The 17,878-nt window shown below is 38.4% G+C and carries 14 protein-coding genes and 1 pseudogene; 2 read left to right on the top strand and 13 right to left on the bottom strand.

Translation table 11 applies throughout. From position 1 onward, the window contains the following. Positions 1 to 41: 41 nt before the first annotated feature. Positions 42 to 572 (top strand): DUF4251 domain-containing protein, encoded by a 531-nt coding sequence (locus H9N25_RS22835; protein ID WP_190327336.1) that lies wholly within the window; start codon positions 42 to 44, stop codon positions 570 to 572. 88 nt (positions 573 to 660) lie between these two features. Here the strand turns inward: H9N25_RS22835 and H9N25_RS22830 are convergent, their stop codons facing one another. From H9N25_RS22830 to rsgA, 13 genes and pseudogenes are all read right to left on the bottom strand, one after another. After that, positions 661 to 1,743 carry a glutaminyl-peptide cyclotransferase gene (locus tag H9N25_RS22830; protein WP_190327335.1) on the bottom strand — a complete coding sequence of 361 codons (1,083 nt, stop codon included), beginning with the start codon at positions 1,741 to 1,743 and terminating at the stop codon, positions 661 to 663. Beyond that, entirely contained in the window at positions 1,721 to 2,086 is a 366-nt protein-coding gene (locus H9N25_RS22825; RefSeq protein ID WP_167296353.1) for a YraN family protein, read from the bottom strand. Before H9N25_RS22825 ends, H9N25_RS22830 begins: the two co-directional genes overlap by 23 nt. 77 nt (positions 2,087 to 2,163) lie before the next feature. Further along, entirely contained in the window at positions 2,164 to 4,143 is a 1,980-nt protein-coding gene (dnaG, locus tag H9N25_RS22820) for a DNA primase (protein ID WP_167296352.1), read from the bottom strand. A gap of 127 nt (positions 4,144 to 4,270) precedes the next feature. Further along, positions 4,271 to 4,870, bottom strand: a complete 600-nt coding sequence (locus H9N25_RS22815; RefSeq protein WP_223833488.1) for an SGNH/GDSL hydrolase family protein — start codon at positions 4,868 to 4,870, stop codon at positions 4,271 to 4,273. A gap of 77 nt (positions 4,871 to 4,947) precedes the next feature. Next, positions 4,948 to 6,516, bottom strand: a complete 1,569-nt coding sequence (locus tag H9N25_RS22810; RefSeq protein ID WP_190327334.1) for a serine hydrolase — start codon at positions 6,514 to 6,516, stop codon at positions 4,948 to 4,950. A gap of 109 nt (positions 6,517 to 6,625) precedes the next feature. After that, positions 6,626 to 7,567 carry a hypothetical protein gene (locus H9N25_RS22805; protein ID WP_167296349.1) on the bottom strand — a complete coding sequence of 314 codons (942 nt, stop codon included), beginning with the start codon at positions 7,565 to 7,567 and terminating at the stop codon, positions 6,626 to 6,628. A gap of 107 nt (positions 7,568 to 7,674) precedes the next feature. Beyond that, a pseudogene (locus H9N25_RS22800) lies at positions 7,675 to 8,857 on the bottom strand (M20 metallopeptidase family protein). After that, positions 8,844 to 9,287, bottom strand: coding sequence for an SPOR domain-containing protein (locus H9N25_RS22795; protein WP_167296347.1), 444 nt, complete (start codon positions 9,285 to 9,287; stop codon positions 8,844 to 8,846). Before H9N25_RS22795 ends, H9N25_RS22800 begins: the two are co-directional and overlap by 14 nt. Before the next feature lie 265 nt (positions 9,288 to 9,552). Beyond that, positions 9,553 to 9,930 (bottom strand): PEGA domain-containing protein, encoded by a 378-nt coding sequence (locus H9N25_RS22790; RefSeq protein WP_147227821.1) that lies wholly within the window; start codon positions 9,928 to 9,930, stop codon positions 9,553 to 9,555. Between the two features lie 223 nt (positions 9,931 to 10,153). Continuing rightward, on the bottom strand, positions 10,154 to 13,630 hold the full coding sequence (locus H9N25_RS22785) for a preprotein translocase subunit SecA (protein WP_190327333.1): 3,477 nt from the start codon (positions 13,628 to 13,630) through the stop codon (positions 10,154 to 10,156). 137 nt (positions 13,631 to 13,767) lie between these two features. After that, positions 13,768 to 14,067: a hypothetical protein gene (locus H9N25_RS22780; protein WP_167296344.1), complete on the bottom strand. Its 300-nt coding sequence runs from the start codon at positions 14,065 to 14,067 to the stop codon at positions 13,768 to 13,770. A gap of 169 nt (positions 14,068 to 14,236) precedes the next feature. Beyond that, positions 14,237 to 15,190 carry a Smr/MutS family protein gene (locus H9N25_RS22775; protein WP_190327332.1) on the bottom strand — a complete coding sequence of 318 codons (954 nt, stop codon included), beginning with the start codon at positions 15,188 to 15,190 and terminating at the stop codon, positions 14,237 to 14,239. 90 nt (positions 15,191 to 15,280) lie between these two features. Next, complete coding sequence (gene rsgA / locus H9N25_RS22770; protein WP_190327331.1) at positions 15,281 to 16,201, bottom strand: ribosome small subunit-dependent GTPase A; 921 nt, start codon at positions 16,199 to 16,201, stop codon at positions 15,281 to 15,283. A gap of 199 nt (positions 16,202 to 16,400) precedes the next feature. Between rsgA and fumC the strand changes: the two genes are divergently transcribed. Beyond that, positions 16,401 to 17,798, top strand: coding sequence for a class II fumarate hydratase (gene fumC / locus H9N25_RS22765; RefSeq protein WP_167296341.1), 1,398 nt, complete (start codon positions 16,401 to 16,403; stop codon positions 17,796 to 17,798). The last annotated feature ends 80 nt before the right edge of the window (positions 17,799 to 17,878 follow it).

Raw genomic sequence — 17,878 nt, 5'->3', positions numbered from 1 at the left:
TCTGTGCATCTTTAAATTGTTACACATTTAAAACACACATTATGAAACGTTTAAATTTAATATTGAGCCTTGCATTTCTTTCGCTCGGATTTCAATCTTTTGCCCAAACCAATAAAGAAACTACAGTAAAAATTGTAGCGGATAAAAATTATACTTTTGTTGCCAACTCAGCTATGCCGATGTCGAACAATGATATTAACCGAGTATTAGCGATGATGCCGGGCGGCCAGGGAGGCTCTACAATAAACCTAACGGGATCGCAATATGATGTAAAGGTTACCAAAGACAGTATTGTTGCTTATCTGCCTTATTATGGAAGGTCTTTCCAAGCACCAATGGATCCTACTCAGGGTGGCATTAAATTTACCTCAAAAGATTTTACCTACACAGAATCGAAAAATAAAAAAGGTGTTTATACTATCCAGATTAATACAAAGGATGTAAAAAGAGAAAACTACCGGTTTACCATTAATATCTCGACCAATGGTTATGCATCTTTAACGGCTAGTAGTGTAAATAAACAACCCATCATTTTTAACGGTTATTTAGACGAGCCGAAGAAACAGGATTAGAAGTTTGTCATCCTGAGCCTGTCGAAGGACCTACTTAACTCATATTAAGGCATTTCGACAAGCTCAATGTGACATATCGATAATTAAATTATTTCTTAACCAACTCGATCTGAAAAATATGTGGCCACTTTTTACCGGCTACAAAAAGTCTTTTAGTTGCTTTATCATAAGCAATGCCATTTAGCACATTATTGTCTTTTGCGTCTTGGGTTTTAAAGTAATCTGCAGGCAACAAACCTGATAAATCGATCTTGCTTTCAACAGCACCTGTTTCTGGATTAATGATCATGATTTCATTCGTTGTGTAAACATTTGCATAAATCTTTCCATCAATAATTTCAAGTTCGTTCAGGTTTTGGATTGGGCCTTTATTATCAAAAACATCAATCGATCCAATTTTCTGATAGGTATCCTTATTCAGAAAAAAGATCGTGTTGGAACCATCGGTATTCAATACTTTCTCTCCATCAAAAGCCAAACCCCATCCTTCTCTGCCAGTGGTATAAGAAAACTCGGATAATTTCTTGAAAGTAGCCTTATCATAAACAAAGCCTACTTTTTCTCGATAAGTTAACTGAATAATCTTGTTTCCGATCACGGTTATACCTTCGCCAAAATACTGCTTATCTAAATCTGCTTTCTGAAGAATTTTCCCTGTTGATGGATCTACCTTACGCAAGCTCGAATGGCCATAATCGCCAGCACTTTCATAGAAAAAGCCGTCATGGTATTCTAAGCCCTCTACATACGAAGAAGTATCGTGGGGCAAGGTCTTAATCACTTTATAAGTATATTCAGTGGGTGCCTGAGCCGCTAACACATTAATATTTGAGGTTAGATCTTCTGATTTCCCTGCACCAAATATTTTGGCTGTTAACAGGTGATTACCTAATTTCAAACCTGCTGTTTTAAGCTTGATGGCAGCAGTATCGGCTTTTGAAAGCACTTTAACGGTATCAATTAAATACACTACAGAATCTACTTTCTGTTCAGCGCCAAACTGCACTTTAACATCAAATTCGTTTCCCAATGGCACATTAAGACCAGTTAATGGGGAAAGAAAGCTACGGTAAGTTGTGGTAGAACTGTCTTTACAAGAGCTAACGAATGTAAGTGCAATTCCGATAAATATGAAATTTTTAATGGGGTTAATCTTCAGGCCAAAACGCATCTTCTATATGGTTTAAATTATAATCTTTATTTTTTGTAAATGTAATGGCAATAATATCAAAACGAATATCATTTTGATGGTTCATTATTTCAATATAGGCATTAGCTGCCAATTCCATCTGATTTTGTTTTGCTTTGTGCACAAATTCTTCTGGTTCGCCAAAAGCAATGGAACTACGGGATTTAACCTCTACAAAAACCATAATGCCGTTTTTATAAGCGATTAAATCTATCTCGGCCTTACCATGCGTCCAGTTTTCATCTAAAACTTCATATCCTTGGTCTTCCAGATACCGTTTGGCAATACTTTCTCCTGCTTTACCTAAATCATTATGAAGTGCCATAAAGGATTAAAACTGGTTCTAATTAATGTTTTTATTATAATGATCATTTTAGCCTTTCTAGCTCAAGTCGAGTAAAGTTACTTAACAATCACTGAGCCTAAGAACTTTGAAATTTCCCTTTCTACCCCTTTAATTACCCCATAACGCTGCATTAAAATCATTTGATTATCCTCGTTCTTTTCCTCTTTAATTTCTTTCAACAAGTTCATCAATATCTTTTCGACTTTACGTTTTTTAAGGTGAAAAATACCGCCTAAAATGGTTGCTTTTAAATTCATCGATTCATCCTTAACATAAATAAGATGTTTATTTAGCCAGTTTTCGCTTAACGCATATTCTGAGGTTGAAAGTGTAATGGCCAAATCGGCAATATCTCTATCCTCGTGTTTAACAAAGTGGTTCGACGTGGGTAATCGGCCGTTGTCGATCTCTGATTTATAATAATCGATAATTCTTTTGCAAAGTGGATCATCAAATTCTACATCACTCAGGTTCTGCATAATAAAAGAACCAATGTACATATCATCAATTTTATCCCAGTTTACAAACTCGTGCCCAAAAGCTAGTAGTAATCTTATAATTTCTTTTTCCTGATGCTCATTTTCTTCTACGGGTGCTTCATTACTCATTGGCCCAACGCTGTCATCCCATAAATCATCTGGCGGGCCAAGCGACTCTGGTGGACTCGGAGAATAGGTTTTTGGAGCTGCAGACGGATTTGCCCTCTGGTTGTTATCAAAGCTTTTTTTAAGCTTTGCCGACCGCATTTTATTTAATTCACTCAGTAAAATGTGCTCATCAATTTCGAGCAGGCTACTACACTCTCTGATAAAAACCGAAGCCTTAATCGGATCGGGAATTTTAGCAATACTCTCTACAATATCTCGGATAATGCCTGCTCTTTTGATCGGATCATTGCCCGCATCTTTAAGCAGTATATTTGCTTTGTATAAAATAAAGTCTTTTCTATTCTGCTCGAGATAGGTTTTAAAAGCGCCTGCCCCAACATGGTGCATATAAGAATCGGGGTCATGACCATCTGGAAAGGAAACAATTTTTACATTCAGTCCTTCTTCCAAAATCATATCCAGACCACGAAGGGAGGCTTTAATCCCCGCAGCATCGCCATCAAATAAAATGGTAATATTCTGGGTAAAACGCCCAATCAGTTTAATCTGCTCTACGGTTAACGAAGTACCCGAAGAGGCCACTACGTTTTCTATGCCGGCCTGATGCACCGAAAGCACATCTGCATAACCTTCGGCCAAGTAACAGTTATCTAAATCGCGGATGGCTTTTTTGGCGTGGAATAAACCATATAGCACATTCGACTTGTGGTAAATTTCACTTTCAGGTGAGTTTACATACTTCGGAACATTTTTATCCGTTTTTAGCGTTCTACCGCCAAAACCAATAATCCGACCTGTAAAGTTATGGATCGGAAACATTACCCTGCCACGAAAGCGGTCGTAAATTTTGCCGTTATCGTTTTTGATCGATAATCCGGTGGCTTCTAAAAACTCTAATTTATGTCCGGCGTTGATTGCACTTTGCGTCATCGCATCCCATACATCCGGAGAATAACCCACCTCAAATTTTTTAAGGATGTCTTCTCTAAAGCCACGTTCTTTAAAATAACTTAAGCCGATGCCCTTGCCTTCATCTGTTTCCCAAAGCTGTTTTACAAAAAATGCTGCAGCATATTGTGAAACTACGTAAAGGCTTTCTTTAGCACTTTGTGCTTCGGCATCTTGAGGGTTTAGTTCGGTTTCTTCAACCTCTATATTGTACTTATTGGCTAAAAATTTAAGTGCCTCCGGATATGAATATTTTTCATGATCCATAATGAAGCGCACCGAATCGCCCCCTTTACCACAACCAAAACATTTATAAATGCCTTTAGTTACAGATACGTGAAAGGAAGGTGTTTTTTCGCCATGGAAAGGGCAATTACCAATTAAACTGGTCCCGCGTTTTTTTAAGTGCACAAAATCCCCAACTACCTCCTCAATACGGGCGGTATCCATTATCTTATCTATCGTTTCGCGGTTTATCATATACGCACAGCTCTTTCCTCTTCTTATTTAACCACAAAGATAACAGAGAAAAAACACAAAGAACACAGAGAAAAATTTCTTTGTGTTCTTTGCGGAATACTTTGCACGCTCTGCGGTTTAGAATCTACTATTTTACCAAAGGCAATAACTGATCGGCCACCAATTTATTACCAGTTTCGTTCAAGTGTACCCTATCAACGGTTAAAATGCCTTTTTCTTTATCCTCTGGATTATTTTTCGCCTCATATTCAGCAAAAACCTTCCTTAAATCGCATACGGGAAGATTATTTTTTGCAGCTAATGTTCTAATTCCTTCAGCATATTTATTTAAATCGGCATCCAGCTCGTTGGTACCATCTTTTTTCTCGCCAACGACAGATGGAGTAACCAATACGACCTTACTGCCCACACCCTGAATTTTATTGATCAAAGCCTGATAAAACTTTAAATATTTATCATAATCAGTTCCGGTATGAGAAGATTGTTTATGCCAAACATCATTAATGCCTACATAAATCACCACTAAATCAGGTTTCTTATTCAGCACATCATCTTCTAAACGCAGGTATAAATCGTAAACCTTGTTGCCGCCTATTCCGGCACCGATTACATCATATTTAGTAGAATCGAGCGATTTTTTGATCAGGGTTACATATCCGTTTTTTGAAACGCCCTGTTGGGTAATCGAATCGCCAAAGAAGATAATCCGTTTTGGTTTAAATGTCATTGATGTTAATGCAATTAAGCAAAAGCTTAGTAAAATACTGGTTTTAAATAATGTCTTCATCGTATATTTGGCTAGGGTTATTTTTTTTCGGTCTTTTTAAAATCCAGGTCCTGAAAATCGAAACTAAAATCAGTTAACGGCGAGATCGCACTTATTTTAAATCCATCAGCCAAAGCATTATGATCTAAACTAAAATTAACAAAAGCATCGGCATCCAAACTTCTGTCATACCATTTTACAATAAAGGTATTTCCTTTGAAGTAGGTCATATCGCCTTTTAATTTTGGCGCGTTTTTAGCCTGAAAATGCATCTTGCCGTTCACCTCACTAACGGTTACATCGCCAAACCAGGCATCGTGGAAAGTACCATAATAATTTTTCGCATCAGGCTTAGTCGTTGCTAATTTTTCTTGGGCTGCAATATCGTTCCAAACTTTGCTCACGATTTCATCGGCTTGTTTTTCGTTCTTAAGCCTGTTATCATTATAGGTTTTAATCCGATCCTGCCCTTTAATTCCGAGATAACCATCTTTGATCGAATTGGTAATGGCATTAAAAGCAGCTCCAGATTGCTGATTGGTTAATACAATGATTCCCAATTTTATCTCTGGGATAATCGTTACCTGGGTTACAATTCCTGATAGGCCACCTGTATGTGTTGCCTGAAAATTGCCATTTACATTACTCAAAAACCAACCTAGGCCATAACTACTAAAAGCTGCTGGATTACCACCTGCAATAATGGTCTGTGGGGTCCAAAGTTCTCTTGCTACCGCAGGGCTGAATAATTTCTTTTCTAATGTTTCACCGTATTTCCCACCATTAATCATCGCCATTACCCATTTACTCATATCGGTTACATTCGAATAAATTCCGCCAGCGGCATTGGCAATCTCACCAAAGCTTAAACCTACTGGAAGCAGTTTCCCTTGGTAAGGTGCATGGCCATCAATTACATTCGATTTGTCTTTTAAGCGGTACCACGAAGCTGCCGTTTTGGTCATGCCCAATGGTTTAATGATCCTGCTTTCAATAAAATCTTCGTAAGTAATTCCTGAAACCCTTGCTACCACATCGCCGGCAACAATATACATCAGGTTGTCGTAATCGTATTTGGTACGGAAAGAGGAAACCGGCTTTAAATAACGCAGGTTATGGATCAATTGCTTTTTATTAACGGTTGAAGAATCTGGCCAGATCATTAAATCGCCCGCACCTAAACCTAAACCGCTACGGTGCGTGAGCAGATCGCGGATGGTAAATTCACTGGTTACGTAGGCATCGTACATCTTAAACTCCGGAATTACATCAGTAACTTTTGTATCCCATGTAATTTTCTTTTCATCAACCAGCATACCTAAAGCGGCCGCTGTAAAAGCCTTTGTATTTGATGCCACGCCAAAAAGGGTATTTTCATCAACTTTTTTATTGGTTTTGATGGAGCTGATACCATAACCCTTTAAATGGATAATTTTACCGTCTTTGATTACAGAAACTGCAATTCCAGGGACATTAAAGGTTGTTAATGTTTTTTCTACAACACTATCGATCTGTTTTGAAGTGAGCACCTGTGCATGCACGTGAACACCCAAAAACAATGATAAAACTAATGATATTTTAAATTTCAATGAAGAAAAGAGTTGCATATTTATCGGTTTAAATAATCGTTTAAAGATAATAACCTGAGTTCGATTAATATTTATTCATAGTGATTATTTTTACTCTTTACCCCTATGCGACCGTTATCCTGAATCCTTATTTGCCCTTTTCGAGTTTATAATCTTTGTGTATGATTAAAAAACTTGCTCTTTCTTCTTTTTTGAAAGGATAATCCCAATTGCCCTGATAAGTAATTTTGGTTGGCAATTTATCTTCTCCGAAATAGCCCATTTCTATATTCATTTGCACATCAAAATCAAAGAGCATATTGCTGTACTTCATATCAACATAACGCCCCAAAATATTGAAATTCCGTTTATCGAAAATGGTAACCAGTTCTTTTATCATGATGCCATCTTTTGTCCAGCTACTTAAATCGGGCTTAACTGAAACCTTGAAACGATACACGGGAATAGAATCGAGATAAGTACCGCTGGTGAAGCCATAATCATAATATTGGCGCATATTGGCCGAAAATATTTCAGTTTTACTACCAATAAAAGGCACTTTTACCGGACGGCCAGGATTAAATATTAATGTTTTGAGCTTGTCTTTATAACTTTCGTTTGTTCCTCCCTTTCCATCAGGCTTGGGTGCATTGGGGACAAAATCAGTATTATAAGCATTCATAAAAATGTAATCGAACATTTCTACGGTATAAAGCTGGTATTTGCCATTTTTCTTATAAATTTTCCCGGTATCCTGTTTTACCAAATACTCCATTTTATAGGGGCCACTATTGTTGTGGCGGATTTTACGGTAAATTTTCCCATCAACTTTGTTCTTTTTATCGTAACTGTAAATCCTGTTTTCGGCAATAAAAGTATAACGTTTCATATCCCTGAACGACTGATAAAAGGAAGTATCGTACATCACCTTTCTGATAAATGTTTCTACATTCAACTTTTCGGCCTTAATATTTACTGCCGAATCGAGTGTAATGGTTTTAACTGTATCAGGATTAAAACGGTTGATTTCCTGTGCAAAACCTTTATAGAAGAGCGACGTAAATAGTATATAGAAAAATATTTTTTTCATGGAAGGTAAATGTAAAAGGTAAAATGAAAGAAGAACAATGGGGAATGTATTGCGGAAGATGGGGAATTTAACTCCTTCATCCATCCCACATCCTCCATTTTACATCTTTAGTTCCCTAGTTGTTTTAAAGCAATATAAGCCATTAAGCCTGTTGATATTTTCAAAGCATCCTCATCAATATCAAATTTTGGTGTATGAACAGAATATTGTGTGTCTTTTGCTGCATTCCCAGTACCTAAACGGTAAAAACATGCATCTGTTACCTGCGAGTAGAAAGAAAAATCTTCAGCGGCCATCCAGATATCTAAATCAACCACATTGTCTTTACCCAAAAATTCTTCGGCGAAGGTTCTTGCATTTGCGGTTAGTTTTTCTTCGTTGATTAGAAACGGATAACCTCTATGGATATCAAAATCACAGCTTCCCCCCATACTCTCGGCCATTCCCTCAGCCATTTTTTTCATGCGTTTGTGCGCTTCATCTCTCCAATTTTCATCTAAGGTTCTAAACGTACCTTCAATTTTTACCTCATTTGGGATTACATTAGTAGCCCCGTTGGCAATTACCTTACCGAAAGATAGCACTGATGGTAAACGTGGATCGGCATTACGGCTAACAATTTGCTGAAGGGCAACAATAATATGCGATGCAATTAAAACAGGATCGATATTTTGATGGGGCTGGGCGCCATGTCCCCCTTTCCGGTTACAGTAACATACAATTCATCGGTTGAAGCCATGTAAATACCGGAGCGAAAACCTACTTTACCCGCATCAATCAATGGCATTACGTGCTGTCCAACAATATAATCAGGTTTTGGATTCTCCAGTACACCTTCTTTAATCATGATGCTCGCCCCGCCGGCAACAACTCTTCGGCAGGTTGAAAGATTAATTTAATTGTTCCTCCGAAATCATCTTTCAGTTGGTTTAAAATATACGCTGTTCCTAAAAGTGAAGACGTGTGCACATCATGCCCGCAGGCATGCATTACGCCATGATTTTTAGAACGATAGGGTTTGTCGTTTGCTTCGTGGATAGGTAAAGCATCCATATCGGCACGTAAGGCAATAACTTTATCAGATGGTTGGTTCCCTTTAATTAAACCTACCACACCGGTATTGGCACAGTCGGTATATTCAATTCCCCATTTTTTCAATTTATCCTTGATGAACAATGAAGTTTCGAATTCTTTGAAAGATAATTCAGGATTGGCATGAATATGTTGACGATAGCCTACAACATCATTAAAAATGTTATTGGCTAATTCTTGGATTTTATTTTTGATCATTACTTGTTGTGGTATCTAAACTTGGTGCATTAATTTTCTCCCTAAAAATAAACAGTGTAGGGAAGTTTGGTCTGAGTTCATTTATAAGGCGTTGTGCTTCTAAACGTGTTCTAAAATCGCCAACCCGAACATAATAGTTAGGTTCTTTATAAACAAGATAAGTATTTAATTTAGGATAAAGACCTTTAAACCTGGCCTGTTCGCTAAAAACTTCGCGCCGATCTGAGCCATAAAAAATCTGCACCCGGTAACCATAGGCCGAAACAATCGGCTTACCTGGTTTTACCTCGCCAGAAGTTTTATAAACCTGTAACCGTTTGGCAATTAAACTATCAATTAAAGGATCTTTTATAACAGTTACCTCTCCTTTTTGCGCAAAAGCATTAAAAAAAAGGAACAAACAGCATATAAAAGTTAGTATTGTTTTCATGTGTACAAACCCCTGCATTTAGTGAGCAGATGAATAAAATATCATCTCATTTCTTCTTAACAACAAGAATGCCGAAATCGCTACAAAAATCGGCATTCTTTATGGGTTAAGCAAATCGTTATTGTTTGGAAGGTTTCAATTCGTCATTTTGAACCAGGGGCATGCTTAATTTAAAAAGACGATCAACTAGGTGACGATTACAAATAAAAACCCCGGTTTCCTTTTGGAAACCGGGGTTTTTATTATGATTTCCAGTAAAATATTCTTAATTCGCCTTCTTTTGCTCCAAGGTAAATTCATAAACTGTCGGATCGTATTTCATCATTGCACCTGTAGCAATATCAACAATAAAACCAGGAATGAATAATAGATTTACTACAGATACGGCATTAAAGGTGGTTACGGGCTGGAATGTCTTGGTTTCGTAACCATCAAGTTTCAACGAGATGGTTTGCCCTGTAAATCCTTTTTTTAGAGGTACGGCCATGGGTGTTACCCCTGCTTTAACCCCATCTACTTCGATAGTAGCGGCTGGAGGATTAGAATTGATTTGAACGGTTTGTTTTGTACCCGTAAAAATAGTGGCGCAGCTTGATAGCAGCAATGTCGCTGAAACAGCGGCAATGTTAAAAATTCTTTTCATTTGTGTGTGTTTGTGTGTATTTCCTACTCTTATGGCCTTTCGGTTACGCCCCGTTTTTGATGGTTGCCAGACTCCATTTTTAAGTTTACTAGTCATTAAGAAATTGCCTACCAATTTCAAATTGACCGCCCCTAAATATAAGCGTTAATTTGAGAATTAAAAATTTAGTTACAAAAAAAGCCTCAACATTTGTTGAGGCTTGGTAAAACATTATATATCTTGATTATAAATTAGCACCGTGGCAGTTTTTGTACTTTTTGCCGCTACCGCATGGGCAAGGTTCATTTCTGCCAACAGTTGCTTCTTTACGGATTGGCTGCTGTGGAACAGCCTCACGCGTATCGCCAAACTCGATACCTGGCTCTTCTCTGCCAAACTCTTGTTTAGTAGTTTGCAACTTTGGCTGTTTTACCGGAGCTGGCGCCTCTCTTACCTGATCTGGCTCTTGCTGAACCGGGATACCGCCTTTATATAAGAAACTTACTACTTCTTTATTTACCGCGTTAAGCATATTTTTAAACAAGTTGAAAGCTTCCATTTTATAAATTACCAACGGATCTTTCTGCTCATAAACCGCGTTTTGTACCGATTGTTTCAAATCATCCATTTCGCGTAAATGTTCTTTCCAGCTATCATCGATTAATGCTAAAACAATGGTTTTTTCGAATGAACGAACTACTTCTTTTCCTTTATTATCGATTGCTTTCTTCAAATCAACTGCTACCTGAATACCACGGATGCCATCGGTAAACGGAACCACAATCTGTTCGATGTGCTCGCCACGCTCTTGATAAACCTGCGTTAAAACTGGTAATGATTGCTGGATAATCGCTTCAGATTTACGTGCATAAAATGCTTCTGCTTCTTCGAATAACTTTTCAGTTAACTGAGGGATATTGGTTGAAGAAAATTCTTTTTCTGTAATGGCTGTATCTAAAGAGAAGTTTTTGATTACCTCCAGCTTGAAACCATCGTAATTTCCTTCTTGTTTATATTCACTTACGATATCTTCAGCAACATCGAAAACCATGTTGTTCATATCTACATCTAAACGTTCGCCAAACAAGGCATTTTTACGTTTAGCATAAATTACGGTACGTTGTGAGTTCATCACATCATCGTACTCCAATAAACGTTTACGGATGCCAAAGTTATTTTCTTCTACTTTTTTCTGCGCACGCTCGATAGACTTGGTAATCATAGAGTGTTGGATCACTTCGCCATCTTCGATACCCATACGTACCATGATACCAGAGATACGCTCTGAACCAAATAAACGCATTAAGTTATCTTCCAATGAAACGAAGAACTGTGACGAACCCGGATCGCCCTGACGACCTGCACGACCACGTAACTGCCTGTCTACACGACGGGATTCGTGGCGCTCAGTACCTACAATAGCTAAACCGCCAGCTTCTTTAACACCTGCACCCAATTTAATATCGGTACCACGACCAGCCATGTTGGTTGCAATGGTTACCGTTCCTGCCTGACCAGCTTCGGCAACAATATCGGCCTCTTTCTGGTGCATTTTAGCATTCAATACGTTGTGTTTAATACCACGGAGTTTAAGCATACGGCTTAACAGCTCTGAGATCTCTACAGAGGTTGTACCCACTAATACCGGACGGCCAGCTTTTGGCTCCAATTGCCCTGTTTCAGGATTCACTGCAGGGATCAAACCGCCTTTGGCATCTAATTTAGGTACTGGTCTGCCAGTTTGATCATATTTAATAACCGGTTTTCCATCTTTCTGTTTTACATTACCTTCTTTATCAGTTTCGTATTCAGTCTCGTAATGAGAATACGGGAAAACAAGGTATTGTATCTCTGCTGCAACAGCATTATATTTTTCACGAACGGTACGATAAACGTAATCCTGCTCGTCAATCCTCGAAATATTTCTGTTGGTAGGAATTTCAACCACATCCAATTTATAGATCGACCAAAACTCGCCAGCTTCTGTTGTTGCTGTACCTGTCATACCGCAAAGTTTGTGGTACATACGGAAATAGTTCTGTAAGGTTACGGTTGCATAAGTTTGGGTAGCATCTTCAACCTTTACATTTTCTTTGGCCTCAATTGCCTGGTGTAAACCATCAGAATAACGGCGGCCATCCATAATACGGCCAGTTTGCTCATCAACAATTTTAATCTTTCCTTCATCAATGATGTACTCCACATCAATCTCGAATAAAGTATAAGCTTTTAACAATTGGTTAACCGAATGGATTCGTTCTGCTTTAACAGAATAATCGCGCATTAAAGCGTCTTTTTGAATCACTTTTTCTTCTAAAGGAAGATCAGATTTTTCTAATTCTGCTACTTCGGTACCAACATCTGGCAATACGAAGAAATGTGGATCTTCACCCGATTGAGTAATTAACTCAATACCCTTTTCAGTTAATTCAACCTGGTTATTCTTCTCATCGATATAGAAATACAATTCAGAATCTACCTTTGGCATATTCTTAGACTGATCTGCCATATAGTGGTTTTCTGTTTTCAACAACAGACCACGCACACCGCTTTCACTTAAAAATTTAATTAAAGCTTTGTTTTTTGGCAAACCACGGTATGCACGTAATAAAGCTAAACCGCCTTCACCTTCTTCGGTTCCGCTGTTGCCTGCGTTGATTAATTTTTTCGCTTCGTTTAATGCTTGTGTTACATAAGCTTTCTGTGCATTCACTAAACGTTCGATACGTGGTTTTAATTCATAAAACTCATGTTCATCTCCGCGTGGAATCGGTCCAGAAATAATTAAAGGCGTACGGGCATCATCAATCAAAACCGAATCGACCTCATCCACCATTGCAAAATGCAGCTTGCGCTGTACCAATTGATCAGGCGTCTGCGACATATTGTCACGCAGGTAATCAAACCCGAACTCATTATTGGTTCCGTAAGTAATATCTGCGGCATAAGCTTTTCTTCTTTCTTCAGAGTTCGGCTCATGTTTATCAATACAATCAACAGTTAAGCCGTGAAACTCGAATAATGGTCCATTCCACTCACTATCACGACGAGCCAGATAATCATTCACCGTTACGATATGTACACCCTGTCCGGCCAACGCATTTAAATAAGCCGGCAATGTACTTACCAGGGTTTTACCCTCACCGGTAGCCATTTCGGCAATTTTACCGCTGTGTAATACAATACCACCAATTAACTGTACATCATAGTGTACCATGTTCCAGGCCACTTCTGTTCCGGCAGCATCCCATTTATTAGCCCATTGCGCCTTATCGCCAACAATTTTAACATTGTTTTTTCTTGCCGCGTAATCTCTATCAAACTGGGTTGCGGTAACCTCTAAATAATCGTTTTCGCTTAAACGGCGTGAAGTTTCTTTAATTACAGCAAATGCTTCCGGAAGGATTTCCAAAAGTACTTTCTCTAACTCTGTGTCGCGCTCTTTACCTAAGGCATCAACCTGATCATAAATTGCTGTTTTTTGGTGAAGATCTAAATCTTCGCTCTCTGCTTCAGCCTTTAGTGCCGAAATTTTCTCGTCAATAGCGGTTAAAAAACTAGAAATCTTGTCTTTAAATTCTGTGGTCTTACCACGTAACTCGTCGTTGCTAAGCGCAGACAGTTTACTGTAGTGTTCGTTAATTTTAACAACCAATGGCTGAATAGCCTTTATATCTCTTTCTGATTTACTTCCGAAAATCTTCGCTAAAAATCCTAACATTATAATATTTTAAATCGTATTTATTATTGAAAAATGGTGTGTTACAACAACCAAGCCATTGTCTTTCTTAAGTCAGTTTGGCAGTTGTTGATATAAATGGGGCGTAAAATCTTCTAAAAAGATCTTTCCGAAAAAATTTAGGGGCTGTTGTTCTTCGGTTTTTTCCTGATTGTTAAATCAGCAATCACCTGGTTTACACTCACATATTTTGCAACTTTTAATGGGGTCTGGGTTCCGATTAAAGCTAAAGTGGTGTATGATAATAAATAAGGGTTACGGTCTTCGTTTAGTTGAACCGAGGTTTTGCCGCTTGCATTAACGCTAATATTATGCTCATTGCAATATTCGTTTAATATCCTTAGCCCTTCAACACGTTCGGCTTTTGCCAAATGTGTTAAGCTAAAAAATACAAGCGATATGGTAACCAGGTGTTTCATTAATTGCGGCAAAGCTAGTTTTAATCTTTTATAAAAAGAAATTACATTGTTGCAAAAAGCGTACCTTGATCTTCTTGTCGTTCTGAAAATGGTGAAGAATGTTTAATCCATTGGGTAGATTCTGAAACAAGTTCAGAATGACGGGTCGCATAAGAAATACTCTTCTCCGTTACTTAAAAACCACTTCTGTAGCCCCATAACCAAATTTTTCTTTCCTGGCATCCATATATGTTTTTACATGAGGATTTTTGCTAATTAATTTATGAATTTTATCTCTTAAGGTACCGTTGCCCGAACCATGGATAAAAACGATTTTATCGAAATGATGTACAACTGCTGCATCCATTGCAGTTTGAAAATGATTGATCTGTATCTGTAACATTTCATCAGCTTCTAAAAAATGATGGTCGTCTCTTAGTTTCTCGATGTGCAGATCGATTTCTTTTTGAGGGGCTGCTACCGTTTTTTTCTCTTCAGTTGATTTGAAAAAACTTTCCTTCAACTTCTGTGGATCGATGGTAACCGGAACAAGATCATCCAAACGGATCAACCAACCTTTGTTTTTTAATTGAGGTAACTCCTTTTGCTCTGTACTAAAATCTTTTGCCCTAAACTTTTTACGGATTACCAATGGATCGATTTGTTTCACATCAGCTTTGCTAAACACTAAAACCTGAAAATTAAATTCTGGCCAAAGATCAAGATCGGCCAAGGAAGCAGAATAAACTAAAGTGGAGCCATAAGATTCAATTACCCCATGAAAAGCACCCGCATATTTTTCTTTACGCTCGGTGATTAAGCTTACGAGTAAAATATTTGGAGAATGGTTCTGCAGATGAAAATGCACTACATTACCAGCCTTATCATCGGTAGCCACAGCTATATAAATACCATTTTCGATTTTGTTAATGCTGGGGACATTTACCTGGATGGGTTTTGGCGCATCTAATTCTTCAGCTACCACACCATGCCCATGTACAGAAGTTAAATTACTCACCGCAACAGGTATCTCAAAACCATCTTCATCGGTAACCCCTAAAGTTTGCGTATCGATAATTTTGGTTACATAACCTTCACGTTTTTCATCAACAAAACGCACAAAATCTCCTAATTTGAATTTCATAGCCCCTAAATCCCCTAAAGGGGAATCTCCATATATTTAGTAATAGTTATTAATTTATTCAACTTTTCAGCGCCTTTCAGGGGCTGGAGGCTAATGTCGCGTATCGTTTCCGTGGTAAATGCTCAGGTAACTTTCATATCTTGAAACCGCAATTTCACCTTCATTTACGGCTTCAATAACGGCACAGCCTGGTTCGTTAATATGCCTGCAGTTATTAAAGCGGCAATTGTGCGAAGTTTTAAAGATTTCTCTAAAAAAATGGCCTAATTCTTCTTTTTCGATGTCTATTACACCAAGTTCTCTGATACCCGGAGAATCTACAATAAACCCGCCTTGTGGTAATTCAAACATTTCGGCAAAAGTGGTGGTATGTTGTCCTTTATCGCTCCAATCTGATACCTCTCCTGTTCTTAAATCACGATCGGGCATTAAAGCATTGATCAAACTTGATTTCCCTACTCCCGAATGTCCAGAAATTAAGGTAATCTTATCAGTAATCAACTCCTGAATAATAGGAATGTTAATACCCTTTAAAGCAGAAACTTCGTAACAGGCATAGCCGATATTTTCGTAAATATCTTTAAACTCCTGGAGAATTTCTAATCCCTCTTTACTAAAAAGATCGAGTTTATTAAATACCAATATAGCGGGCACATCATAAGCTTCGGCGGTAACCAAAAAACGATCGATAAAACCCAAAGAAGTACGGGGCGAAGCAAGTGTAACCACCAACATGGCCATATCCAAATTAGCAGCTAATATTTGCGCCTGCTTGCTCAGGTTGATTGATTTGCGGATGATATAGTTTTTACGGGGCAGCATTTCGTGTATCAAACCCTGGTTGCTATCCCGTTCCAGATCAAATTTCACCCTGTCGCCAACCGCAATCGGATTGGTGGTTTTAAGTCCTTTAATCCTAAATTTCCCTACAATCCGGCAATCATAGCGTTCGCCATTATCGGCCAAAACACTATACCAGCTCCCTGTAGATTTAATAACTAATCCCTGCATATTTGCGGTAAAGGTATGAATATGATTCCATTGGTAGAAGCGGCTAACCAGGATAAAAGTTTGTACATTAATGATGAAGAATAAAAAGGAATAGAGACATTTCGGTGATATATTTTGTTATCCATTAAATATCTTACATAAATCCAACGCTTTAAAAGGCAAAAAACCTAAATTTGCGACAACAAAAATCAAAAATATAATGAGTTTCAGAATAGAACACGATACCATGGGCGAGGTGCAGGTACCAGCCGACAAATACTGGGGTGCACAAACCGAACGCTCACGCAATAACTTCAAAATCGGGCCGGAAGGTTCGATGCCAAAAGAAATTATCCATGCTTTTGGATATCTGAAAAAAGCGGCTGCCCTTGCTAATACCGAACTGGGCGTATTATCAGCAGAAAAAGCCGATTTAATTGCTAAAGCTTGTGATGAAATTATTGCAGGACAGTTAGATGATCAATTCCCTTTGGTAATCTGGCAAACTGGTTCTGGTACACAAAGCAACATGAATGGTAACGAAGTAATCGCAAATCGTGCTCATGTGATTAACGGTGGTTCATTAGCTGACGATAAAAAAGTACTTCACCCTAATGATGATGTAAATAAATCACAGTCATCAAACGATACTTACCCAACTGCAATGCACATTGCAGCCTATAAACTTACTGTAGAAAATACCATCCCTGGCTTAACCCATTTAAGAAACGCTTTGGCTAAAAAGGTTGAGGAATTTGCTGGAATTACCAAAACCGGACGTACCCACTTTATGGATGCTACGCCTCTTACTTTAGGCCAGGAATTTTCGGGGTATGTACAACAGATTGACAACAGCATCAGAGCCATTAAAAATGCTTTGGTAATGGTTGCAGAGCTGGCTTTGGGCGGAACCGCAGTAGGTACAGGTTTAAATACCCCAAAAGGATACGATGTTTTAGTCGCTAAAAAAATTGCCGATTTAACCGGTTTACCATTTGTTACCGCTCCAAATAAATTCGAAGCCTTGGCAGCGCATGATGCAATGGTAGAGCTTTCTGGCGCTTTAAAACGTACTGCAGTTGCTTTAATGAAAGTAGCAAACGATGTAAGAATGTTAAGTTCTGGCCCACGTTGCGGCATTGGCGAAATTGTGATTCCTGATAACGAACCTGGATCTTCTATTATGCCGGGAAAAGTTAATCCTACACAACCAGAGGCACTAACGATGGTTTGCGCACAGGTAATTGGTAACGATGTGGCGGTTTCAGTAGGTGGAATGTCAGGTCATTTTGAACTTAACGTATTTAAACCCCTTATTGCCGCTAATGTTTTACAGTCGGCCCGTTTAATAGGCGATGCCTGCGTTTCTTTCACCGATAAATGTGCTGAAGGAATCACCGCTAACTTGCCAGAAATTGAGAAACATTTACAAAATTCTTTGATGTTGGTTACGGCTTTAAATCCGCATGTGGGTTACGAAAATGCAGCCAAAATTGCAAAGAAAGCCCATAAAGAAAATAAAACCTTAAAAGCAGCTGCTGTAGAATTGGGATTATTAACCAACGAACAGTTTGATGAGTGGGTTCGCCCGGAAGATATGGTAGGCAGCTTGAAATAAGCTAATTACATAAACGGTAGTCATCCTGATCCCGGTATAAATCGGGATCAGGATCTTTCCAGTACTAAAAGATGCTGAAA

It is taken from the genome of Pedobacter riviphilus, assembly GCF_014692875.1.
Taxonomy (GTDB): domain Bacteria; phylum Bacteroidota; class Bacteroidia; order Sphingobacteriales; family Sphingobacteriaceae; genus Pedobacter; species Pedobacter riviphilus.
The sequence above is the reverse complement of the archived record's forward strand: the minus strand, read 5'-3'. Positions and strand labels throughout refer to the sequence as shown.

Bases quoted from the DNA above. Each gene is read 5' to 3' on its own strand.
- H9N25_RS22825 (WP_167296353.1), bottom strand. From the start codon at position 2,086: ATGGCACTTCATAATGATTTAGGTAAAGCAGGAGAAAGTATTGCCAAA.
- H9N25_RS22815 (WP_223833488.1), bottom strand. From the start codon at position 4,870: ATGACATTTAAACCAAAACGGATTATCTTCTTTGGCGATTCGATTACC.
- H9N25_RS22835 (WP_190327336.1), top strand. From the start codon at position 42: ATGAAACGTTTAAATTTAATATTGAGCCTTGCATTTCTTTCGCTCGGA.
- rsgA (WP_190327331.1), bottom strand. From the start codon at position 16,201: ATGCAGGGATTAGTTATTAAATCTACAGGGAGCTGGTATAGTGTTTTG.
- H9N25_RS22810 (WP_190327334.1), bottom strand. From the start codon at position 6,516: ATGCAACTCTTTTCTTCATTGAAATTTAAAATATCATTAGTTTTATCA.
- H9N25_RS22785 (WP_190327333.1), bottom strand. From the start codon at position 13,630: ATGTTAGGATTTTTAGCGAAGATTTTCGGAAGTAAATCAGAAAGAGAT.
- fumC (WP_167296341.1), top strand. From the start codon at position 16,401: ATGAGTTTCAGAATAGAACACGATACCATGGGCGAGGTGCAGGTACCA.
- H9N25_RS22830 (WP_190327335.1), bottom strand. From the start codon at position 1,743: ATGCGTTTTGGCCTGAAGATTAACCCCATTAAAAATTTCATATTTATC.
- dnaG (WP_167296352.1), bottom strand. From the start codon at position 4,143: ATGATAAACCGCGAAACGATAGATAAGATAATGGATACCGCCCGTATT.
- H9N25_RS22780 (WP_167296344.1), bottom strand. From the start codon at position 14,067: ATGAAACACCTGGTTACCATATCGCTTGTATTTTTTAGCTTAACACAT.
- H9N25_RS22795 (WP_167296347.1), bottom strand. From the start codon at position 9,287: ATGAAAACAATACTAACTTTTATATGCTGTTTGTTCCTTTTTTTTAAT.
- H9N25_RS22775 (WP_190327332.1), bottom strand. From the start codon at position 15,190: ATGAAATTCAAATTAGGAGATTTTGTGCGTTTTGTTGATGAAAAACGT.
- H9N25_RS22790 (WP_147227821.1), bottom strand. From the start codon at position 9,930: ATGAAAAGAATTTTTAACATTGCCGCTGTTTCAGCGACATTGCTGCTA.
- H9N25_RS22805 (WP_167296349.1), bottom strand. From the start codon at position 7,567: ATGAAAAAAATATTTTTCTATATACTATTTACGTCGCTCTTCTATAAA.